Source organism: Pseudomonas sp. M47T1, from assembly GCF_000263855.1.
GTDB lineage: Bacteria > Pseudomonadota > Gammaproteobacteria > Pseudomonadales > Pseudomonadaceae > Aquipseudomonas.
The window spans coordinates 23,294-44,260 of record NZ_AJWX01000007.1; the positions used below are offsets into that span (position 1 = coordinate 23,294).

At 64.6% G+C, this 20,967-nt stretch carries 22 protein-coding genes; 12 read left to right on the forward strand and 10 right to left on the reverse strand.

The features are described from left to right. Positions 1-45: 45 nt before the first annotated feature. The 6 genes from PMM47T1_RS10030 to PMM47T1_RS10055 all read right to left on the reverse strand — a co-directional run bounded on the left by PMM47T1_RS10030 (position 46) and on the right by PMM47T1_RS10055 (position 6,513). Positions 46-975: a 2-hydroxyacid dehydrogenase gene (locus tag PMM47T1_RS10030; protein ID WP_008368297.1), complete on the reverse strand. Its 930-nt coding sequence runs from the start codon at positions 973-975 to the stop codon at positions 46-48. Beyond that, positions 956-2,290 (reverse strand): MFS transporter, encoded by a 1,335-nt coding sequence (locus PMM47T1_RS10035; RefSeq protein WP_008368298.1) that lies wholly within the window; start codon positions 2,288-2,290, stop codon positions 956-958. Before PMM47T1_RS10035 ends, PMM47T1_RS10030 begins: the two co-directional genes overlap by 20 nt. Before the next feature lie 171 nt (positions 2,291-2,461). Continuing rightward, a complete protein-coding gene (locus PMM47T1_RS10040; RefSeq protein WP_008368300.1) occupies positions 2,462-3,832 on the reverse strand; it encodes a GntT/GntP/DsdX family permease in 1,371 nt (456 codons plus the stop codon). 249 nt (positions 3,833-4,081) lie between these two features. Then, entirely contained in the window at positions 4,082-4,882 is an 801-nt protein-coding gene (locus tag PMM47T1_RS10045) for a sulfite exporter TauE/SafE family protein (protein WP_008368302.1), read from the reverse strand. An 11-nt stretch (positions 4,883-4,893) separates the two neighbouring features. After that, positions 4,894-6,147 (reverse strand): NAD(P)/FAD-dependent oxidoreductase, encoded by a 1,254-nt coding sequence (locus PMM47T1_RS10050; protein ID WP_008368303.1) that lies wholly within the window; start codon positions 6,145-6,147, stop codon positions 4,894-4,896. Between the two features lie 12 nt (positions 6,148-6,159). Then, positions 6,160-6,513 carry an ArsR/SmtB family transcription factor gene (locus tag PMM47T1_RS10055; RefSeq protein WP_008368305.1) on the reverse strand — a complete coding sequence of 118 codons (354 nt, stop codon included), beginning with the start codon at positions 6,511-6,513 and terminating at the stop codon, positions 6,160-6,162. An 83-nt stretch (positions 6,514-6,596) separates the two neighbouring features. Between PMM47T1_RS10055 and PMM47T1_RS10060 the strand changes: the two genes are divergently transcribed. The 4 genes from PMM47T1_RS10060 to PMM47T1_RS10075 all read left to right on the forward strand — a co-directional run bounded on the left by PMM47T1_RS10060 (position 6,597) and on the right by PMM47T1_RS10075 (position 9,838). Continuing rightward, a complete protein-coding gene (locus tag PMM47T1_RS10060; RefSeq protein WP_008368307.1) occupies positions 6,597-7,460 on the forward strand; it encodes an MBL fold metallo-hydrolase in 864 nt (287 codons plus the stop codon). A gap of 89 nt (positions 7,461-7,549) precedes the next feature. After that, positions 7,550-8,656, forward strand: a complete 1,107-nt coding sequence (locus PMM47T1_RS10065) for a Gfo/Idh/MocA family protein (protein ID WP_008368308.1) — start codon at positions 7,550-7,552, stop codon at positions 8,654-8,656. 16 nt (positions 8,657-8,672) lie between these two features. Further along, on the forward strand, positions 8,673-9,197 hold the full coding sequence (locus PMM47T1_RS10070; RefSeq protein ID WP_008368310.1) for a hypothetical protein: 525 nt from the start codon (positions 8,673-8,675) through the stop codon (positions 9,195-9,197). Positions 9,198-9,436: 239 nt separating this feature from the next. Next, the gene (locus PMM47T1_RS10075) at positions 9,437-9,838 is read left to right on the forward strand and encodes a low affinity iron permease family protein (protein ID WP_008368312.1); all 402 of its coding nucleotides are present in this window, start codon (positions 9,437-9,439) and stop codon (positions 9,836-9,838) included. A gap of 57 nt (positions 9,839-9,895) precedes the next feature. On the opposite strand, the gene PMM47T1_RS10080 is transcribed toward PMM47T1_RS10075, so the two are convergent. After that, positions 9,896-10,222, reverse strand: a complete 327-nt coding sequence (locus PMM47T1_RS10080; RefSeq protein WP_008368314.1) for a thioredoxin family protein — start codon at positions 10,220-10,222, stop codon at positions 9,896-9,898. Between the two features lie 22 nt (positions 10,223-10,244). Further along, positions 10,245-10,562 carry an EthD family reductase gene (locus PMM47T1_RS10085; protein WP_008368315.1) on the reverse strand — a complete coding sequence of 106 codons (318 nt, stop codon included), beginning with the start codon at positions 10,560-10,562 and terminating at the stop codon, positions 10,245-10,247. A 122-nt stretch (positions 10,563-10,684) separates the two neighbouring features. On the opposite strand from PMM47T1_RS10085, the gene PMM47T1_RS10090 reads away from it, so the two are divergent. Then, complete coding sequence (locus PMM47T1_RS10090; protein ID WP_008368316.1) at positions 10,685-11,980, forward strand: cation:proton antiporter; 1,296 nt, start codon at positions 10,685-10,687, stop codon at positions 11,978-11,980. Here the strand turns inward: PMM47T1_RS10090 and PMM47T1_RS10095 are convergent. Both PMM47T1_RS10095 and PMM47T1_RS10100 read right to left on the reverse strand, forming a co-directional pair. Next, on the reverse strand, positions 11,977-12,621 hold the full coding sequence (locus tag PMM47T1_RS10095) for an HAD family hydrolase (RefSeq protein WP_008368318.1): 645 nt from the start codon (positions 12,619-12,621) through the stop codon (positions 11,977-11,979). The two genes, PMM47T1_RS10090 and PMM47T1_RS10095, sit on opposite strands and share 4 nt — an antisense overlap. A gap of 92 nt (positions 12,622-12,713) precedes the next feature. After that, positions 12,714-13,652, reverse strand: coding sequence for a LysR family transcriptional regulator (locus tag PMM47T1_RS10100; protein ID WP_008368319.1), 939 nt, complete (start codon positions 13,650-13,652; stop codon positions 12,714-12,716). A gap of 133 nt (positions 13,653-13,785) precedes the next feature. Between PMM47T1_RS10100 and PMM47T1_RS10105 the strand changes: the two genes are divergently transcribed. From PMM47T1_RS10105 to rhaT, 7 genes are all read left to right on the forward strand, one after another. Beyond that, complete coding sequence (locus tag PMM47T1_RS10105; RefSeq protein ID WP_008368321.1) at positions 13,786-15,084, forward strand: MFS transporter; 1,299 nt, start codon at positions 13,786-13,788, stop codon at positions 15,082-15,084. Positions 15,085-15,109: 25 nt separating this feature from the next. Then, positions 15,110-16,309 carry an L-rhamnonate dehydratase gene (gene rhmD / locus PMM47T1_RS10110; RefSeq protein WP_008368323.1) on the forward strand — a complete coding sequence of 400 codons (1,200 nt, stop codon included), beginning with the start codon at positions 15,110-15,112 and terminating at the stop codon, positions 16,307-16,309. Beyond that, entirely contained in the window at positions 16,306-17,106 is an 801-nt protein-coding gene (locus tag PMM47T1_RS10115; protein ID WP_008368325.1) for an HpcH/HpaI aldolase family protein, read from the forward strand. Before rhmD ends, PMM47T1_RS10115 begins: the two co-directional genes overlap by 4 nt. Before the next feature lie 16 nt (positions 17,107-17,122). Then, positions 17,123-18,556 (forward strand): aldehyde dehydrogenase, encoded by a 1,434-nt coding sequence (aldA, locus tag PMM47T1_RS10120; RefSeq protein ID WP_008368327.1) that lies wholly within the window; start codon positions 17,123-17,125, stop codon positions 18,554-18,556. Between the two features lie 64 nt (positions 18,557-18,620). After that, a complete protein-coding gene (locus tag PMM47T1_RS10125) occupies positions 18,621-19,472 on the forward strand; it encodes an amidohydrolase family protein (RefSeq protein WP_008368328.1) in 852 nt (283 codons plus the stop codon). Beyond that, entirely contained in the window at positions 19,469-19,786 is a 318-nt protein-coding gene (rhaM, locus tag PMM47T1_RS10130) for an L-rhamnose mutarotase (protein ID WP_008368330.1), read from the forward strand. The genes PMM47T1_RS10125 and rhaM overlap by 4 nt, the downstream gene beginning before the upstream one ends. Before the next feature lie 116 nt (positions 19,787-19,902). Continuing rightward, complete coding sequence (gene rhaT, locus PMM47T1_RS10135) at positions 19,903-20,961, forward strand: L-rhamnose/proton symporter RhaT (RefSeq protein ID WP_008368332.1); 1,059 nt, start codon at positions 19,903-19,905, stop codon at positions 20,959-20,961. The last annotated feature ends 6 nt before the right edge of the window (positions 20,962-20,967 follow it).

Sequence of the window (20,967 nt, forward strand, 5' to 3'; positions counted from 1 at the left end):
GAATGCGGCGCCTGTCACTCCCAGCATAGCCTGGCGGGCGGGGCGTCAAGCCGGGATAGGCGTAGGCAGTGGCTGGCCGGCGAAGAATGCCGACAGGTTGGCCAGGGTCAGGTCGGACATGGCCCGCCGCGTGGCCCAGGTGGCGCTGGCCATGTGCGGGGTCAGCAGCACGTTGTCCAGGCCCAGCAGACCGGGGTGCGGGCGCGGTTCGTCTTCGAAAACGTCCAGCGCCGCACCGGCCAGTTGATGGGTGGCAAGCGCCTGGAACAGTGCGGCCTCATCGACCACGCTGCCACGCCCGACATTGATCAGGTAACCCTCGGGCCCCAGCGCCTCCAATACCTGGGCATCCACCAGGTGCAAGGTCTGCGCGCCGCCGCCCACGGCCACCACCAGGAAGTCCACCGCTGCCGCCAGGCTCACCGCATCCGGGTAAAAGGCGTAGTCCACTGCCTGACGGTTGCGCCCGCAATAGGCCACCGCCATGTCGAAACCCTCGGCGCGCCGGGCAATGGCCTGGCCGATGCGCCCCAGGCCGATAATGCCCAGGCGCGCGCCACTGACCTTGCGGGTAAAGGCGATGGGGCCGTCAGCCCAACGACCCTGGCGCACGAAACGGTCGGCGGGCCCTGTGCCGCGGGCAATACCCAACAGCAGTGCCATGGCAAAGTCGGCCACGTCGTCGGTAAGCACGTCCGGGGTGTGGGTGACGGCAATGCCACGCTCGCGCGCGGCCGCCACGTCGACACCGTCATAGCCCACGCCGAACACCACGATGATTTCCACGGCGGGCAGGCGATCGAGCAGCGCGCGGGTCACCTTCGACTCGCCATTGGCAACCACTGCGCGAATGTGCGCAGCGCCCTGCCCCAGGCCGCTGGCCTGTTCGTCACTGTCCAGCACGGCGAAATCGGCCAGCAGGCGTTCGGTGAGCATGTCCGGCAGGCGGGCGATCTTAAGCACGTTTGCGTTCATTGGCATTTCCTTGCAGGTGAATCTGGCCACGGGCCCGTTGGGCCCCCAGGTACAGCCCCAGCACGCCGCCGGCCAGCAAGGCGCAGGCGACCAGCAACAGGGCATAGTCATAGGTGTGAGTAGCGTCCTTGATCCACCCCATCACCGGCGGCAGGCCCAGGCCTGCGAGGTTGGCAATGGAGTTGATCAAGGCAATGGACACGGCGGCGGCCGGCCCCGACAGGTATTCGGTGGTGGTGGCCCAGAACACCGGCGTGGCTGCCCAGTTGAACGCCACCGCCAGCACCAGCAAGGCATACGCCAGGCCATGGTTGCCACAGACCACGGCAATGCCCAGGACGATGCCCGCCGCCAGCAGCGGCCCACCCAGGTGCAGGGCGCGCTCACCGTGCTGGTCGGAGTGGCGGCCGTTGACGTACATGAACACGCAGGCCAGCAGGAATGGCAGCGCCGACATCAGGCTGACCACGAACGAGCCCTGGCCCGACACCGACTGCACAATCAGCGGCAGGAACAGGGTAATGCCAATGGTGCCGAACGCCTGCAACAACCAGAACAGGCTGAGCAGCCACACGGTGGGGCTGCGGAATGCCTTGTGCCAGGCATCATGGTGGGAGATCAGGGTGCCGGTCTGCTCGGCGGCGATGGTGGTGGACAGCCAGGTCTTTTGGCGCTCATCCAGCCAGTGGGTGGCCTGCGGCGAATCCGGCAGGTAGCGCAACACCACCACGCCCAGCACGGCCGCCGGAATGCCTTCGAGCAGGAACAGCCAGCGCCAGCCGCTGACCGAGGCCATGCCGTCCAGGTGCAGGAAAGCTCCGGACAGCGGCAAGCCGATCACTGAGGCCAGCGCTGCGCCGATGTAGAAGAACGACATGGCCTTGGCTCGGTCGCTGCGCGGGTACCATTGGGACAGGTAGTAGATGATGCCGGGGGTGAAGCCGGCCTCGGCAGCGCCCAGCAACAGGCGCATCACATACAGCTGGTTGGCGGTCTGCACCAGGCTCATGCCGGCGGCGACAATGCCCCAGGTAATCATGATGCGGGCGATCCAGCGGCGTGCACCGACCTTGGTCATGATCAGGCTGCTGGGCACTTCCAACAAGATATAGGTCAGGAAGAACAGCCCCACGCCCACCCCGTACATGGCGGCCGACAGCCCCAGGTCGGCGTTCATCTGCAACGCCGCCACCGAGATATTCGACTTGTCGATGTACGCCACCATGTACAGCAGCATCAGGAAGGGGATCAGCTTGAGATTGAGCTTGGCCATGGTGCTGGCGTGCAAGCCGTCGTTCAGCGGGGGCTGGGTCATGACGGGGTCTCTCTGTCTTGTCGTTATTGTTGGCGATGAGTGCCTTTGACGAAGACCATAAACCAGCACAGAGGCAGATTCAATATATGAATTATCATCCCTATATATGAGATATACGCTGAAACGATATAGCCGCAGCCTGGCGGCAGCGGCTACGGATGCGGGTACGGGTTACGTGAGGAAATGCCACAACAGCAGCGTGCCCACCAGGCCCACCACCGAGACAATAGTCTGCAGTACCGACCACACCCAGATAGTCTGCTTCAGTTGCAGGCCGAAGTACTCGCGCACCATCCAGAAGCCCGCGTCGTTGACGTGGCAGAAGAACACCGAGCCGGCGCCGATAGCCAGGGCTACCAGCGAACTCTGGGTGGCGGCGAGGCCCGCCATCATTGGCGCCAGAATACCTGCGGTAGTGGTGGTGGCCACGGTGGCTGAACCCGTGGCCTGGCGCAGCGCCACGGCAATCAGCCAGGCCAGCAACAGGTAGGGCATGTGCGCGCCTTCGGCGGCCTTGCTGATGGTCTGGCTGACGCCAGCGTCCAACAAGGTCTGCTTCAGGCCGCCACCGGCCCCGATGGTCAGCAACAGCACGGCGATCGGCGCCAGGGCCTTGCGCAAGGTATTGCCCACCTGTTCGCGCGGCAGGCCGTTGGCCCAGCCCAGGCACACCACGGCGGCCAGCACCGCCAGGCCTAGGGCGATCAAGGGCTCACCGAGGAACTTGAGGGTCACGGCCAACGTGGTCTCAGGCGCCAGGGCCACCTTGGCCAACGTGCTGCCCAGCATCAACAGCACCGGCAACAGGATGATCAGCAACGAGATGGCAAAACCGGGCTGGCGCTGCCCCTGGGGCTTGGCGCTGAACAGCGCGCCCAATTCGGCGGGCTCCTGCACGTCCATGCGCCGCGACAACCAGTTGCCGTACAGCGGGCCGGCGAGGATTACCGCCGGCACGGCGATGGTGAAGCCCAGCAGCATGGTCAGGCCCAGGTCCGCGTGCAAGGCGCTTACTGCAATCAACGGCCCCGGGTGCGGCGGCATCAACGCGTGCAAGGTAGTCATGCCGGCCAGGGCCGGAATGGCGATTTTCAGCAGGGGCTGATTGGACTGGCGCGCCATGACGAAGATGATAGGCACCATCATCACCAGGCCCACCTCGAAGAACAGCGGCAAGCCAATCACCAGCGCCACCAGGGCCATCACCCACGGCAGGCTGCGGCCCTTGCCCAGCCCGAGCAAGGTGCTGGCAATGCGGTCGGCGGCGCCGGACTCGGCCATCAGCGCGCCCAGCATGGAGCCCAGGGCAATGATGATGCCCGCCTCGCCCAGAATGCCCCCTGCCCCTTTGCTGAAGGCCTTGGCCACTTCTTCAGGCGCCAAGCCTGCGCCCACGCCGGCGATGAAGGTACCGACCAGAATCGACAGGAACGGCGGCAGTTTGGTCGCGCTGATCAGCACAATGATGGTGGCGATGGCCACCAGGCAACAGAGGATGAGGCGGGTGTCGTGGGCAAGCCAGGCGAGGTTGGTCGGGTCCACCAGGAACTCCTTATTCTTGGAAAATGCTGCAACATGCTGTTGCAATTCGCCCGCAAGAATACCACCGTTCCCCCGCAGCAGCGCCCGGCAGGCCGCGTTGCTGCCACTGCGTGATGCCTAGCGTAGGAGCCGACGCCAGCCATAGGGGATGCAGCGCGCCCGCGATCGACATGACCACGCCGAGGTCCTGCGCAATGGTTCGCGGCCACGGGCCGCTCCTACAGGGGGGCATGCAGGTGCGGCGCATGATCAGGCCAGGGATATGGCCAGGTAGGCTGCCACCACCACGCACAACCCCGCAAACCCCACCTGCAGCACCCGCGCCGGCACCTTCGGCGACAGCGCCCGCCCCGCCACCATCCCCGCCACGCTGGCAGCGATGAACATTGCGCCGTCCAGCGGGATGCGCACACCGGCATGCAGCGCGCCCACCACCGCCATGCCCGACACCAGGGCAATCACCATCAACGAGGTGGCAATGATGCCGTGCACGCGGATGTCGGTCAGTTGCCGAAACGCCGGCACCAGCAGGAAGCCGCCGCCCACGCCCAGCAACCCGGTGAGGAAGCCGCAGCAAGAACCCACCACCGACAGGGTGATGCTGCACCGCAGCGTCCAGTTCAAGCGCCCGGTGCGGTCGTTGAGCATGCAGTTCTTTTGCTCCCAGCCATGGTCGATGCCAGAGCCTGCACACGTGGCTTCGCGCGACTGGCTGAACATGCGCCAGGCCACGATCAACAGCACGCCACAGAACAACGCCACCAGCAAATGCTCGGGCAAGCGGTGCGCCATTAATAGCCCCAAGGGCGTGAACAGCGTGCCCAGGCCGGCCATCAACAACGCCGCGCGCCAGCGCACGATGCCCTTGCGCAGGCCGTCAATGGCGCCCACGGCTGCGGCCGCACCCACCGCCAGCAACGCCACCGGCGCCGCCTGGGTCATGGGCCAGCCCAGGCCGATCACCAGCGCCGGCACTGCAAGAATGCCCCCGCCGGCGCCGGTGAGCCCCAGCACAACCCCGATCACGCCACCCAATATCAGCGCCAGCATGCCCCGCCCTCCTATTCAGTGGCCGAGCAGCGGGTCAGCCATTCACGGCCCTTGAGCATGCCGTTCCAGTAGAACCAGGGCAGGAAGCTCGCCTTCAGCCACCAGGCCGAACGCCGCGCCACGGTGGAGTCCAGGGGGAAGCTGGGCAGCAACTTGCCGCCATAGCCGAACTCGGCCAGCACCACGCGGCCCTTTTCCACCGTCAGCGGGCAGGAACCGTAGCCGTCGTAGCGCAGCGGCAGGGCCTGTCCGGCGCGCAGGGCCAGGAGGTTTTCAGCCACCACCACGACCTGCTTGCGCACTGCCGCAGCGGTCTTGGCGTTGCTGGTAGAGCACACATCGCCCAAGCCGAACACCGTGTCGTGACGCACGTGCTGCAAGGTACCCGGGTCCACTTCGCACCAGCCGCCCTCGTTGGCCAGCGAGCTGTTGCGCACGCAATCCGGCGCCACTTGCGGCGGCACCACGTGCAGCAGGTCGAAGCCCTTGGCCCGGCGAATCAGCGTGCCGTTGGCATCCAGGCTTTCAAACCAGGCGGTTTTCGCCGGGCCGTCGACCTTCACCAGTTGCGAACCGAAAGCCAGGCGCGCGCGGTACTTGTCGATGTACTTCATCAGTGCCGGCACGTAAGCGGCCACCCCGAACAGCGCCGGGCCGGCCAGGTTGAACTCCACGTCCACGTGCTTGAGCACGCCCTGGCGCAGCCAGTGGTCGCAGGATAGATACAGGGCCTTCTGCGGAGCACCGGCGCATTTGATCGGCATGCCCGGCTGGGTGAAGATGGCCTTGCCCTTGCGCAGGTTCTGCACCAGTTGCCAGGTGTAGGGCGCCAGGTCGACGCGGTAGTTGGAGGTCACGCCGTGCTGGCCCAAGCTCTGTTCCAGGCCTTCGATTTTCTCCCAGGCCAGGCGCAGGCCGGGGCAGACGATCAGGTGCTGGTAAACCAATTGCCGGCCGTCGTCCAGGGTCACCTGGCGGTGTTCGGCATCAATGCCCTGCACCGCCGCCTGAATCCAGTTCACGCCCTTGGGCACTATTTGGGCCATGGGCCGCGCGGTCTTGCCCACGGCGTAGGCGCCGCCGCCCACCAGGGTCCAGGCGGGTTGGTAGTAGTGGGTTTGAGCGGGCTCCACCAAGGTGATGGCAAGGCCCGGCTGACGCTTGAGCAGGCTGGCGATCAGGCCGATACCGGCGGCACCCCCGCCGATGATCAGGATGTCCGCGTTGCTGGCGGTCGCACCCTGTTGCTGCGCATTCTCTTGCATGCCGTCCACACTTTATTGAGGTAAGGAAGTTGATCCCAGGCTCGCCAACACCGTGCCGCAGTACAGGCCCGACAAGGTCTTCATCACCTGTATCACTTCGTGGCTGGCCAGCCCGTAGTAGATGTATTTGCCTTCGCGGCGGGTAACCACAAGGCCCTCGTCGCGCAGCACGCCCAGTTGCTGCGACAAGGTAGGCTGGCGCACACCGGTGCCGGCTTCCAGTTCGCCGACGTTGCGCTCGCCTTGGGTCAATTGGCAGAGAATCAACAGCCGATCTTCGTTGGCCAGCGCTTTGAGCAGCGCGCAGGCCTTGGAAGCACTGGCGCGCAGGCGCACGACGTCGTCGGTGGTCAGGCAGGTTTGCATGGGCAGGGGTCGCTCTCGATCACTTTCTATGATTACATTATGTTTAAATATAGATTATCAGACAATAGAGTGTGGAGGTTTTCATGACGCCACGGATCCAGCCGTTTTTCGACAGCGGCTCCTCGACCTTCAGCTACGTGGTGTACGAGGCGCCAGGCAGCGCCTGCGCGATCATCGACTCGGTGCTCGATTACGACCACAAGTCCGGGCGTACCGGCACCACGTTCGCCGACGAGATCGTCGCGTTCGTCAACGCCAACCACCTCAGCGTGCGCTGGTTGCTGGAAACCCACGCCCATGCCGATCACCTGTCCGCCGCGCCCTACTTGCGCAGCCTGCTGGGCGGCAAGATCGCCATCGGCGAGGGCATCCGCCAGGTGCAGAAGGTATTCAAGACGGTGTTCAACCTGGAGCCAGGCTTTCGCCTGGACGGCTCGCAGTTCGATCGCCTGCTGGCCGCGGATGAGACCTTCAGCATTGGCAACCTGGCCGTGCGCGCCCTGCACGTACCCGGCCACACCCCGGCCGACATGGCCTTCCAGATCGGCGAGCATGACCTGTTCGTGGGCGATACGTTGTTCATGCCCGACGTGGGCACCGCCCGTTGCGACTTCCCCGGCGGCGATGCCGAGCAGTTGTACCGCTCCATCCACACACTGCTGGCCTTGCCGGCCGACACCCGCCTGCACCTGTGCCACGACTACCCGCCCGAAGGCCGTGAGGCCCAATCGCAGACCACCGTGGCCGCCCAACGCCAGGCTAATATCCACGTGCGCGACGGCATCGACATGGCCGCATTCGTGGCCATGCGCACCGCCCGCGACGCCACCTTGCCCATGCCCGTGCTGCTGATGCCGGCGGTGCAGGTGAACATTCGCGCAGGCCAGTTGCCCCCCGCTGAAGACAACGGCGTGCGCTACCTGAAGATCCCGCTCGACAGGTTGTAAGGCAACGCGGTGGAACTCCTGCGCCCACCGCTTGCCCATTTCTGAAAGGTGCCGGTATTTCACCGGCCTGGCTTTTCAGGAGCAAAGACATGCCCGATGCACACGGCAAGGTACGTTACGCGGTGGTCGCCGGCGGCTGGATTTCCCAGGGCGCATTCATGCCCGGTGTGGCCCAGACCGACAACTCGGTAATGACCGCCCTGGTCACCGGCGACCCCATCAAGGCCCGCGACCTGGCGGCCCAGTACAACCTCAAGAGCTACGGCTACGAGGTATTCGACACCCTGCTGGCCAGCGGCGAGATTGATGCGGTGTACATCGCCACCCCCAACTTCCGCCACCGCGAGTTTGCGGTGCCGGCCCTGGAGGCCGGCATTCATGTGCTGCTGGAAAAACCCATGGCCACCAGCGAGCAAGACTGCCTGGCGATAAACGCTGCGGCCGAGCGCAGCAACGCGCTGCTGATGGTTGCCTACCGCCTGCATTGCGAGCCGGCCACAGTGGAGATGATCGGCAAGGTGCGCGCTGGCGCCATCGGCGAACCGCGGCTGTTCACCTCCACCTTCACCCAGCACACCAAGGAATCCAACCACCGCGCCCACTCCGGCTACTGGGCCGGCCCGGTGACCGACATGGGCCCCTACCCGCTCAACGCCGTGCGCAACCTGTTTGGTGAAGAGCCACTGGAAGTGTCCGCCGTGGGCATCCATACCCCGGGGCGGCATTTCGACAGCCATGACACGGTCACCGTGACCCTCAAGTTCAGCCAGGAACGCCTGGCGCAGTTCATCGTCAGCTACAGCATGCCCGGCAGCCAGCGCTTCCAGTTGATCGGCAGCGAAGGCGAAATCGAGGCGTCGCCCTGCTTCGGCTTCGGCGAAGGCGTGGCCATCGGTTACCGGCTGATCAAGGACGGCGAGCCCCACGAACACCAGCACCCGGTGGTGGACCAGTTCGGCGGCGAGACGCAGTATTTTTCCGAGTGCATTCTCTCGGGCAAACAGCCCGAGCCGGACGGCGACGAAGCCTGGCGCGACGTGCGCGTGCTGGCCGCCATCGAGAAGGCCCTGGAAAGCGGCCAGCCGCAACGCCTGGAACCATTGGCACCGCGCGCCGGCATTCAGCCCGATCAGGCCCGGCAGCTGCCACTGGCCAAGGTGCCGCCCTACGTCAACACTGCCGAACCCAACGATTGAGCCGGGGGCCTGACGCTTGAGCCGAATCATCACTTCACGTTTACCGGGGGCCCAGGACGACTGCGACAATGCGCAGATGTTCGGCACCCCCAAGGACCGCCTGGACTTCTACCGACGCGAGATCCAGTACGAAACGGCCATCCTCTCCAACCGCACCAACGCCTACCTGTCAGCCCAGTCGTTCCTGGTGATTGCCTACGCCTCGTCCATGGCCAACCTCAACCCCGAATGGGGCAAGGTGTTCACCCTGATCGTGCCGCCCGTGCTGGCCCTGCTGGGCGTGCTGTGCTCGCTCAACGCCTGGCCCGGCATACGCGCCGCCTACGACATCATCGACCACTGGCACTTCAAGCAGAGCGGCCTGCTGCGCGACCTGCCCGCCATGGGCCTGGCCTATGACGACGAACCGTTGTTCAGCGAAATGGAATCCAGCCACAAGGGCTATCGCAAATCGCTGATGTTCTCGATTCGCGCACCGTGGTTGTTTGCCGGGTTCTGGGTGGGGTTGGGAGCGTTCGCTTTGGCGATTCAGATGACCTAGTCTCCTGTCTCCGAAATAAGCTGTTCACTTTGACGGCGTCTGTCGTTACCAGGCGGCGTGGCAACTCCTCGCCATAGCCCCGCCATGAGTCGTTGCCGCGCCTTGCCTGGCAACAACAGCCACTCGTCAAAAGAGAACGTATTTCGAAGACAGGACACTAGATGAAACCACTCATGTAACAAAGAATTTCGGCGCGCCGACGAGGTCTATCCAATACCTTCACCACGGATCCTACGGCCATGAAATTCTCGTTGTTCTCCAATGCCCTGTCGAAAGCGGCGGGCAGTTCGCGCACGTTCATCATCGCCGTGTTGCTGATTGTCATCTGGGCGGCCACCGGGCCGATGTTTCACTATAACGACACCTGGCAGCTGATCATCAACACCTCGACCACCATCATCACCTTCCTGATGGTATTCGTGATCCAGAATACCCAAAACCGCGACAATGATATGCTGCACATCAAGATCGACGAACTGCTGCGCGCCACCAAGGACGCACAGAACGCCGCCCTGGACCTGGAGGACCTGGATGCCAAGGAACTGACCACCATTCGCAAGCAGTACAAGTCCATGGGCACCGATAAGACTATTGAGGTGACGGAGTCGACCACCACCCTGAAGGGAGACCCCGACGCCTGAACGTTGAATGGTGTGACCTGTGGGAGCGGGCAGAGCCTGCGCCCACAAAAACGGTTGTCACCCCTGGCCGGTCATTTGCTCAAAGGCTTCTTCGATCAGGCTCACGGCGCCGGGGCGCACCAGGCGCGCCACTTCTTCGCCGTCGCGCAGGAACACCAGCGTCGGCCACAGCTTCACCCGAAACGCCCGGCCCAGGGCGCGGCCGGGGCCGTCTTCGACTTTCAGGTGACGCACGGCCGGATATTGGCTGAACACCGTCGCCAGCAACGGCTGCGCTGCCTTGCAGTGGCCGCACCAACCGGTACCGAACTCGATCACGGTGGCGCCTGGCAGCTCGTCGACAGCGCGGCGGTCGGGGGCGTCTTCACTGTATTGGAGGGTCATGCTCATGGGCGACTCCCTTGGGTCAGACCTCGATCAGTACTTCGCTGATCTGCACCACCGGCGTCAGGTCGGTGTAATTGGGGATATCGCCATTCAGTACCTCGGCATGGGGCACGAATGACGCGCCGAAGGTTTCCAGCGACTCGCAGTAGATATGACACTGCCCCAGGTAGGCCGGCGGCGTGCCAGGTGTAGCGCCGGACAGGCCCTTTTCCACGGTGTACTTCAGGCAGGCATCACCCATCAGCTCCTTGAGCAGGGTCATGTGCTTGTTCTGGTAGTAATCGAAATCGAACCGTGCGCCTTCCTGGTAGGGGTACATCACGCTGACTTTGATCATGGCAGGTCTCCTTTACGATAATTGCGTTGCTCGATAGTAGCGCCAATTCAACTAACCGGTCGCGGCAAAGTCACAGTTAATGACGGCTATTGCATTAATGTCCTGCGGGACCGTGGGGTTCAATGAGTTTCATTCTGTGGATGTCGGTGCTTGGCGTGCTGTTGCTGTTGCTGGCACTGACGTCGGCCTATTTGCGCTGGCTGCCGGTAACCACCTCGGCGGTGTGCCTGGCCTTTGGCATGGCCCTGGGCCCGCTGGGCCTTGGCCTGGTGAACATGGACTTCGCCCGCGCCGCCAACTGGCTGCAACGGCTGACGGAAATGGCCGTGCTGTTCTCGCTGTTCGGCACCGGCATCAAGCTGCGCCTGGCGCCTAACCGCACGGCGTGGAAAGCCTCCTACCTGCTGGCGGGGCCGGTGATGCTGCTATCGATCCTGGGCGTGGCGGCCCTGGCGCACTATGGCCTGCAACTGCCCTGGGGCTTGTCGGCATTGCTGGGGGCCATGCTGGCGCCCACCGACCCGGTGCTGGCAGCCATGGTGCAGGTCACCAATGCGCAGGATTTCGACCGCGTGCGCTACGGCCTGTCCGGCGAGGCGGGGCTGAACGACGGCGTGGCGTTTCCGTTCGTGATTCTGGGGTTGATGATGATCGACCCGCCGGCGCTGGGCCTACCGGAACTGGGCACCTGGGCCTTGAAGAACCTGGTATGGGGCGTGCCAGCCGGCCTGGCCATCGGCTATGGCCTTGGGCGGCTGCTGGGCCATGTGATGATTGCCCAGCGGGTACGCAACCGTGACAGCTTCGAATCGCCCAACGACTTCCTGGCGCTGGCGCTGATTGCCATCAGCTACGTGGTGGCCTATGCGGTAGGCGCCTTCGGCTTCCTGGCGGTGTTTGCCGCTGGGTTCGGGCTGCGCCAGGCCGAAGCGCGGGTCTCGCACTCCGAGGTGGCCGCCGAACATTTGGAGACACCGGGCGAGGAGCCCCTGGAGGAAGGCCAGCAGGCTGCCGCTGTGATCATGGGCGACATCCTCACCTTTGGCGACCTGGTGGAACGCTCTATGGAAGTGCTGCTGATCACCCTGCTGGGCGCGGCGCTGTGGCTGTATTGGGACTGGCGCGCGATCGGCCTGGGGCTGGGCCTGTTCTGCGTGATCCGGCCCCTGAGCGTGTGGCTGCTGGTGCGCGGCAAACACCTGGACGGCCACCAACGCGCCCTGCTGGGCTGGTTTGGCATTCGCGGCATCGGCTCGCTGTATTACCTGTGTTATGCCATCGCCCATGGCTTGCCGGCGCAGATCCAGCACACCGCCATCAGCCTGACGCTGTCAGTGGTGGCGCTGAGTATCCTGCTGCACGGCATCAGTACCCAGCCGCTGCTGGAGCACTATGAGCGGCGTCATCGCAAGGCCTAGGCCAGCGACGCCAACAGGGCCTTCAGCGCGGTGTAGTCCGGCACGTGGTGAAAGCCTGGCTGACCTTCGAAGCGGGAAAAGTCCGTGTCGCCGTAACCGGCCACCTTGCTACCCGCCGCCAACCCTGCCTGGACACCGGGAATACTGTCATCCACCAGCAGGCATTCGCCGGGCTCCAGCATAAGCATCCGCGCCGCCGCCACGATCAGTTCCGGCGAGGGTTTCCAGGCGTTGACCTCGTAGGCGCTGACGATGTTGCCGTCGAAGGCGTCCCACAGGCCGGCAGTTTTCAGGCAAGTCTCGATCTTGGTGCGCGGGCCATTGGAGGCCACGCACTTGGGCAGTTTCAATTCACGCACAAAGTCCAGCGCACCGGGCATGGCGTCCAGGCCGGCGGCAAACAGGTCGAGGCTGCGGCTGCGGAAGTCGCGCATGAAGGGCTCGGCGTCCAGGTGCCCGTGCTCTTCGCACAGCTCACCGACGAAAATAGCGAACTGCACGCCGCGAAAGCGTCGCAGCACTTCATCGTGAGGCAGATGGATATCACGTTCGGCCAGCAGGTCGCGCAGCAGGCTGGCGGCCAGGCGCTCGCTGTCGACCAGGGTACCGTCACTGTCGAAAATTACGCCTTTGATGGTCAATGCATTGCTCCTGTGTTGAAAAACCAATGATGGGAGCCTGCCCCGCCGGGGCTTTTTTGTCCACCCTGAGCGCCAGCGCAGCCTGGCGGCGGCTACACAGTACTACGGGCGCGCAGGAGATCAATGAAGGCGCCCAACTCCCGACTCACCGGCTCGCCCTTCCTCAACAAAAGCCCGAACGGTGCCATGCGCTCCTCCAACTCGATGGGCAATGCGGTCACCAGCCCCATGCGCAAATAATCGCGCAAGGCCGTTTCCGACAACACCATGATCGCATCGGTCAGCTGGATCAATTGCTGCATCGAGTACACCGAGCTGCATTCGATGATGTCCGCCGGCGCCACCAGGCCTTCGCGTTGCAAGGCCTGCTCCAGGGCGATGCGCGCCGGGCTGGTGGCGGGCTGCAGGATCCACGGCCATTGATCTACCAGTTCGGCAAGGTTGAAAGCGCGTCGCTGCGTCAACGGGTGACCACTGCGCACCACCAACAGCAGGCGCTCGTTGCCCAGTGGCTCGAAATCATAATGCTGTGGGTCGATGCTGGCGTTGCGGCGGGCGATGGCCAGGTCAATGCGCCCTTGCTCCAGCAACTGGATCACTTGGTCGCTGGTGTCGCCCATGATGCGGATGCGCAACTGCGGATGGCGCCGCTTGATCTCGGCAATGGAGTCCATCACCAGGCCCGGCGCGGCGCCCATCAGGGTGCCGATGGCCAAGTGGCCGTAACCGCCTTGGGCGCGGGCCGCCAGGTCTTCGGCGCAGCGGTCGAGGCCGCTCAAGGCGTTCTCGGCAAAACGGATCAACTCGCGCCCCAAGGCCGTGGGGCGCATGCCGCGCGGCAGGCGCTCGAACAGCTCGCAGCCGAACATGTCCTCGATTTCGTGAAGCATGCGCGTGGCGGCCGGCTGGGACATGTTAAGGGCCTGGGAGGCGCGGTGCAGGTTTTCGCTGCCGCTCAGGGCCACCAGCATGTGCAGGTGCTTATAGCGCAGGCGATTGAACAGGCTGCGGGCAATGGCGGGCGGTTGCATGGAAACACTCCGTCGTACCGATACCTTCAGGGTATCGGCTATTAGCAAAAATCGATTTGTAGCGCATAGCGGCGCCGCCGTACAGTCCTTGCCACTTGCCACGCAGTCAAATAACTCCAAAAGGAAAACTGCCGTGAAGACTCTACCTGCGTCCTTGGTCGCCAAGGTGTCCTGGCGGCTGCTGCCCTTTCTGCTGCTGATGTACATCATGGCGTTCCTCGACCGCGCCAACGTCGGCTTTGCCCGCCAGGCGTTCCAGGCCGACACCGGTATCGGCGACAGCGCCTTTGCCTTCGGCGCCGGGGTGTTCTTCGTGGGCTATGCGCTGCTGGAAGTGCCCAGCAACCTGATCCTGCACAAGGTGGGCGCGCGCCTGTGGATGTGCCGCATCATGGTCAGCTGGGGCCTGATCAGCGCCGCCATGGTGTTTGCTCACAACGAAACCAGCTTCTACGTGTTGCGCTTCGCGCTGGGCGTGGCCGAAGCCGGGTTCTTCCCCGGCGTCATCCTCTACCTTACCTACTGGTTTCCCGGGGCTGCACGCGGCAAAGCCATGGGTTTCTTCTACTTCGGCGCACCGCTGGCCTTCATCTTCGGCAGCCCGCTGTCCGGCCTGCTGCTGGAACTGGATGGCGTGGCCGGCGCCCATGGCTGGCAGTGGCTGTTTGTCACCGAGGGCCTGATGGCCACCACCGTGGGCATCTGGGCCTACTTCTACCTGGACAACCGCCCGGCCGATGCGCACTGGCTGAGCACCGACGAACGCGCACTGCTGCAAGGCGTGATCGACCAGGAAGACCAGCACAAACAAGGGCACGGCAGCCTGCTCAAAACCCTGTGCCAACCGGCGGTGCTGTACCTGTGCCTGATCTACGGGCTGATCCAGGCCAGCGTCTACGGCGTGGTGTTCTATTTGCCCACCCAGGTGGCGGGCCTGCTCGGCAGCAAGGTTGGCCTGCTGGTGGGGCTGGTGTCGGCCCTGCCCTGGCTGTGCGCGCTGCTGGCCGCCTGGTGGGTGCCGGCCCAGGCCGACAAGCGTGGCGACCATCGGCGCGTGGCCTGCCTGACGTTGCTGGTGGCGGCCGCCGGCATTGCCCTGTCGGTGAGCGTGACCAGCCCGCTGTGGGGCGTGGTTGCCCTGTGCTTCGCCGCAGCCGGCTTCATTGCCGTGCAACCGGTGTTCTGGACCTTCCCCTCACGCACCCTGGCGGGCAGTGCCGCAGCCGGTGCCATTGCCCTGGTGAACGCGGTGGGTGCGGTGGGCGGCTTCATCGCCCCGGTGCTGAAGACCTGGGCTGAAATCCATTTTTCCTCGCCGGCCGCCGGCCTCTATGTGCTGGCCGCGACCACCGTGCTGGCCGCAGTGCTGGTGCCCGGCATTGTCATCAAGCCTCGCGTCAGGCCGCAACCGCGCCCTGGCTACCAACACTGAATCGATCACCTGCAAGGAGCTGTTCATGAGCGTCCCAACCATCAAACACGTGCGCGCCTTCACCCTGCGTGGCGGCGGCGCCGACTACCACGACCAGGGCGACGGCCACTGGATTGACGACCACATTTGCACCCCCATGGCCAAGTACCCGCAGTACCGTCAGAGCCGCCGCAGCTTCGGCATCAATGTCCTGGGCACCCTGGTGGTGGAGATCGAGGCCAGCGACGGCACCGTCGGCTTTGCCGTGACCACCGGCGGCGAGCCGGCCGCCTACATTGTCGAAAAACACCTGGCGCGCTTCCTGGAGGGCGCCAAGGTAACCGACATCGAACTGATGTGGGACCAGATGTACCAGTCCACCCTGTACTACGGGCGCAAGGGCCTGGTGATCAACACCATTTCCGGCGTCGACCTGGCGCTGTGGGACCTGCTGGGCAAGATCCGCCAGGAACCGGTGCACCAGTTGCTGGGCGGCGCCGTGCGTGACCAATTGCAGTTCTACGCCACCGGCGCGCGCCCGGACCTGGCCCAGAAGATGGGTTTCATCGGCGGCAAGATGGCCCTGCACCACGGCCCGGCCGAAGGCGAAGAGGGTTTGCGCAAGAACCTGGACGAACTGGCCACCATGCGCGAGCGCGTGGGCAAGGACTTCTGGCTGATGCTGGACTGCTGGATGAGCCTGGACCTGAACTACGCTACGCGCCTGGCCAAGGGCGCCGCCGAGCTCGGCCTGAAATGGATCGAAGAGGCGCTGCCACCGGACGACTACTGGGGCTACGCCGCCCTGCGCAAGGCCGTGCCCAGCGGCATGATGGTCACCACCGGCGAACACGAGGCCACCCGCTGGGGCTTCCGCATGCTGCTGGAAATGGGGTGCTGCGACATTATCCAGCCAGACGTGGGCTGGTGCGGCGGCATGACCGAGCTGGTGAAAATCAGCGCGCTGGCCGACGCCCACAACACCCTGGTAGTGCCTCACGGCTCATCCGTCTACAGCTACCACTTTGTTGCCACGCGGCATAACAGCCCTTTCGCCGAATTCTTGATGATGGCGCCCAAGGCCGACCACGTGGTGCCCATGTTCCACCCGCAATTGCTGGGCGAGCCGGTACCGGAAAACGGCCGCATGCGCATTTCGTGTCTGGACCAGCCTGGCTTCGGCGTCACGCTGAACCCTGAATGCCAACTGCATCGTCCGTACAATCGCACGGGGGGAACCGTATGAAACTGCCCGTCAATGCGTTCAAGGCACAACTGGCCAAACGCGAGCCTCAATACGGCATCTGGGCCGGCTTTGCCACCGGCAATGCCGCCGAACTGGTGGCCACCTTCGGCTACGATTGGATGCTGATCGATGGCGAACACGCGCCCAATACCGTGCCCAGCATTCAAGCGCAATTGCAGGCCGTGGCCCCCTACGCTTGCGCGCCGGTAGTGCGCCCGGTAACCGGCGACGCCAACCTGATCAAGCAGTTGCTGGACATCGGCGCCCAGACCCTGATGGTGCCCATGGTCGACTCTGCCGAACAGGCCCGCGAGCTGGTGCGCGCCATGCGCTACCCGCCCCACGGCATTCGCGGCGTGGGCGGCGGCCTGACCCGGGCCACGCGTTGGGACGGCGTGCCCGACTACCTGCTCACCGCCCATGAACAGCTGTGCCTGATTGTGCAGGTGGAGTCGCGCCTGGGGGTGGAAAACGTCGAGGCCATCGCTGCGGTCGACGGCGTGGACGCCGTGTTCATCGGCCCGGCCGACCTGTCCACCGGGCTGGGCCATGCCGGCAACCCGTCGCACCCCGAAGTGCAGGAAAAAATCCGCCGCGCCGTCGACGCCACCCTGGCCGCCGGCAAGGTCTGCGGCATCCTCGCACCGCAGGAAGAAGACGCCCGCCGCTACCTGAGCTGGGGTTGCCAGTTCGTGGCCGTGGGCATCGACATCAGCCTGCTGCGCCAGGCTGCGCTGAGCAACCTGGCGCGCTACCGCGATAACGCCAAGCACACTGCGCCGTCGCACACTTATTGATTCCACGGAGCCTGCCATGTCATCCGTACCGGTTTACCAGAACTACATCAACGGCCAGTTCGCCGACAGCGCCGAGCACCTGGAGGTGTTCAACCCGGCCACCGGCGCACTGCTGTCCCGCGTGCCGGCCGCCAGCGGCGAGGAAGTCGACCGCGCCCTGGCCGCTGCCCGCACCGCGCAAAAAGACTGGGCGCGCAAGCCGGCCATCGAGCGCGCAGGCTATCTGCGCCGCATCGCCGCCAAGCTGCGCGAACACGCGCCAGCCCTGGCACGTACCATCACCTCGGAGCAAGGCAAGATCAGCGCCCTGGCCGAGGTGGAGGTCAATTTCACCGCCGACTACCTGGACTACATGGCCGAGTGGGCGCGGCGCATCGAAGGCGAGATCATCAGCAGCGACCGCGCCGGCGAGAACATCTTCCTGTTCCGCAAGCCGCTGGGCGTGGTTGCCGGCATCCTGCCGTGGAATTTCCCGTTCTTCCTGATCGCGCGCAAGATGGCCCCGGCGCTGATCACCGGCAACACCATCGTGGTCAAGCCCAGCGAAGAAACGCCGAATAACTGCTTCGAATTTGCCCGCCTGGTGGCCGAAACCGACCTCCCGGCCGGGGTGTTCAACGTGGTCTGCGGCGACGGGCGCGTGGGCGCGGCGCTCAGTGCCCATGCCAAGGTGGACATGATCAGTTTCACCGGCAGCGTCGACACTGGCGCGCGGATCATGGCCGCGGCGGCGCCCAACCTTACCAAACTCAACCTGGAACTGGGCGGCAAGGCCCCGGCCATTGTGCTGGCCGACGCCGACCTGGACCTGGCAGTAAAAGCCATCCGCGACTCGCGCATCATCAACACCGGCCAGGTGTGCAACTGCGCCGAGCGCGTGTACGTGGAGCGCAAGGTGGCCGATCAGTTCATCGAACGTATCGGTGCGGCCATGGCCGCTACCCGCTACGGCGACCCGCTGGCCGACAGTAGCGTGGAAATGGGCCCGCTGATCAACCGCCAGGGGCTGGACAGCGTCGACGCCAAGGTACGCCGCGCCCTGGCCGACGGCGCCCAGCTGATCACCGGCGGCGCCGTGGCCGATCGCCCGGCCGGCTTCCACTACCAGCCCACGGTGCTGGCGGGCTGCCGCGCCGACATGGACATCATGCGCAAGGAAATCTTCGGCCCGGTGCTGCCGGTCCAGATCGTCGACGATCTGGACGAGGCCATCGCCCTGGCCAACGACTGCGAGTACGGCCTGACCTCGTCGCTGTACACCCGCGACCTGAACAAGGCGATGCAGGCCATGCGCGAGATCGACTTTGGCGAGACCTACATCAACCGCGAAAACTTCGAGGCCATGCAGGGCTTCCACGCCGGGGTGCGCAAGTCGGGCGTGGGCGGTGCGGACGGCAAGCATGGGCTGTATGAATACACCCATACCCATGTGGTCTACTTGCAGGCCTGAGACACTTGTGGGAGCGGGCGCTGCCCGCTCCCACAAAATTGAACAACAAGAAAGGACGCTGATCTTGATCTACACCGGCCCTCTGTTCGACAGCCACCTGCACCTCTACGACCCTACCCGCCCCGAAGGCATCCCATGGCCGCTGCCAGGTGATGCCATCCATGGCCCGCGCTTGCCCGCCGATTACTGGGCACTGGCCGCCCCGGCGGGCGTGGTCGGCGCCCTGGTGGTAGAGGCCAGCCCGCGGCGCCAGGACAACGACTGGGTACTGCGCACCCTCGACCAGGACTCGCGTCTGGTGGGCTACGTCGGCAACCTCGATCCGCTGGCATCCAGCTTTCATGAAGATCTTGACCGCCTGAGCGCCGACAGGCGCTTTCGCGGTATCCGTTACGGCAACCTGTGGGGCCGTGACCTGCTCGCCGACCAGCAGCAACCAGGCTTCATCGACGGCCTGACCCAAGTCGCCGAACGCGGCCTGGTGCTGGACAGCGCCAACCCGGATGCCCGGCTGCTCAAGGCGCTGCTGGCGCTCAGTGACCGCCTGCCGCAGCTGCGTATCGTCATCGATCACCTGCCCAATGCGGCGGGCCTGGCCTTCACTGCCGATCTGCAGGAGTTGGCCAGCCGCCCTCAGGTAGTGGCAAAGCTCGCCGAAATTCCGCAAACCGACAGCCAAGGCGTGATCCTCGATCCAGGTGTCTATCGCGATGTGCTGGCCCGCCTGTTTGAGCTGTTCGGCGAAGACCGATGCTTCTTCGGTAGCGACTGGCCCAACAGCGATCACCTCACCGACTTCAACACCACGGTGGGACTGGTCAAGGCGTGCCTGGCGACCCAACCCGCCCACCCCCAGGAAAAATTCTTCCTGCGCAATGCCCCGCGCATTTACGGCCTGCCGGGGTACACCGCATGAAAACCCGCGCCTTGCGCATGAACCTCAACCCAGGCCAGGTCGAGGAATACCGCCAGCGCCACGACCAGATCTGGCCGGAACTGGTGCAGGCACTGAAGCAGGCCGGGATCGTCGAGTACCGAATCTTCCTCGACCCGCACAGCCATGCGTTGTTCGCGGTGATGCAGCACGAGGACGTGCACCTGCTCGAACAGTTGCCGCCCCTGCCGGTGATGCAGCGCTGGTGGCAACACATGAAGGACATCATGCCCAGCCATCCCGACGGCTCGCCGGTGAGCCTGGACCTGATCCCCATGTTCGAACTGGCTACCTGATAAACCGACTACCCCGTGGAAACTGGCTTGCCAGCGAGCTTTGGGGGGCCTGAAAAACCCGCTGGCAAGCCAGCTCCCACCTGTTGCCATCCAACAAGAACAAAAGGACTGCGCATTTGGAAATCATCATCCTCGGGGTACTGCTGCACTTCATCGGCGGCTTCGCCTCCGGCAGTTTCTACATTCCCTACAAGAAGGTCCGCGGCTGGGCCTGGGAAAGCTACTGGATCACCGGCGGCCTGGTGTCCTGGTTGATCGTGCCGCTGATTGCCGCGCAACTGACCGTGCCCGGCTGGGTCGACATCCTGCGCCAGGCCGATCAGTCCACCTTGCTGTGGACCTACGTGTTCGGTGTGCTGTGGGGCATTGGCGGGCTGACGTTCGGGCTGACCATGCGTTACCTGGGGCTGTCGCTGGGCATGTCGCTGATCATGGGCTTGACCTCGGCGCTGGGGGCGCTGATGCCACCGCTGTACCGCGACCTGTTCACCCATGACAGCACCGGCACCCTCAGCGCCATGTGCACCAGCCTGGGTGGCCAGTGCGTGCTGATTGGCGTGGCGGTGTCGCTGATCGGTATCGCCCTGTGTGGCCGCGCCGGCTTCATCAAGGAACGCGAGGTGCCCGATAGCACCAAGTTCCAGAGCGTCAGCGAATTCGCCCTGGGCAAGGGCCTGCTGGTGGCCGTGATCAGCGGCGTGCTCAGCGCCAGCTTCAGCTATGGCATCACTGCCGGCCGGCCATTGGCCGCCGCTGCCGTGGAGCACGGCGCCAACAGCCTGTTCCAGAACAACGTGACCTTCATGGTGATCATGTGGGGTGGGCTGACCACCAACGGCCTGTGGTGCCTGTGGCTGAACTGGCGCAACAAGACCTTTCACAACTACCGCGACCGCACCACTCCCCTGCTGGCCAACTACCTGTTGGTGGCCTGCGCCGGCACCCTGTGGTTCCTGCAATTCTTTTTCTACGGCATGGGCGAAAGCCGCCTGCACAACGACGCCAGCAGCTGGGTGCTGCACATGTCGTTCATCATTATCGTGTCCAACGTATGGGGCCTGTACTTCAAGGAGTGGCAGGGCACCAGCGGCACCACCAAGGGCGTGTTGCTGGCCGGGATCCTGGTGATCCTGGCGGCGATCACCTTGGTGGGCTACGGCAATTACCTCAGCTAACAGGAG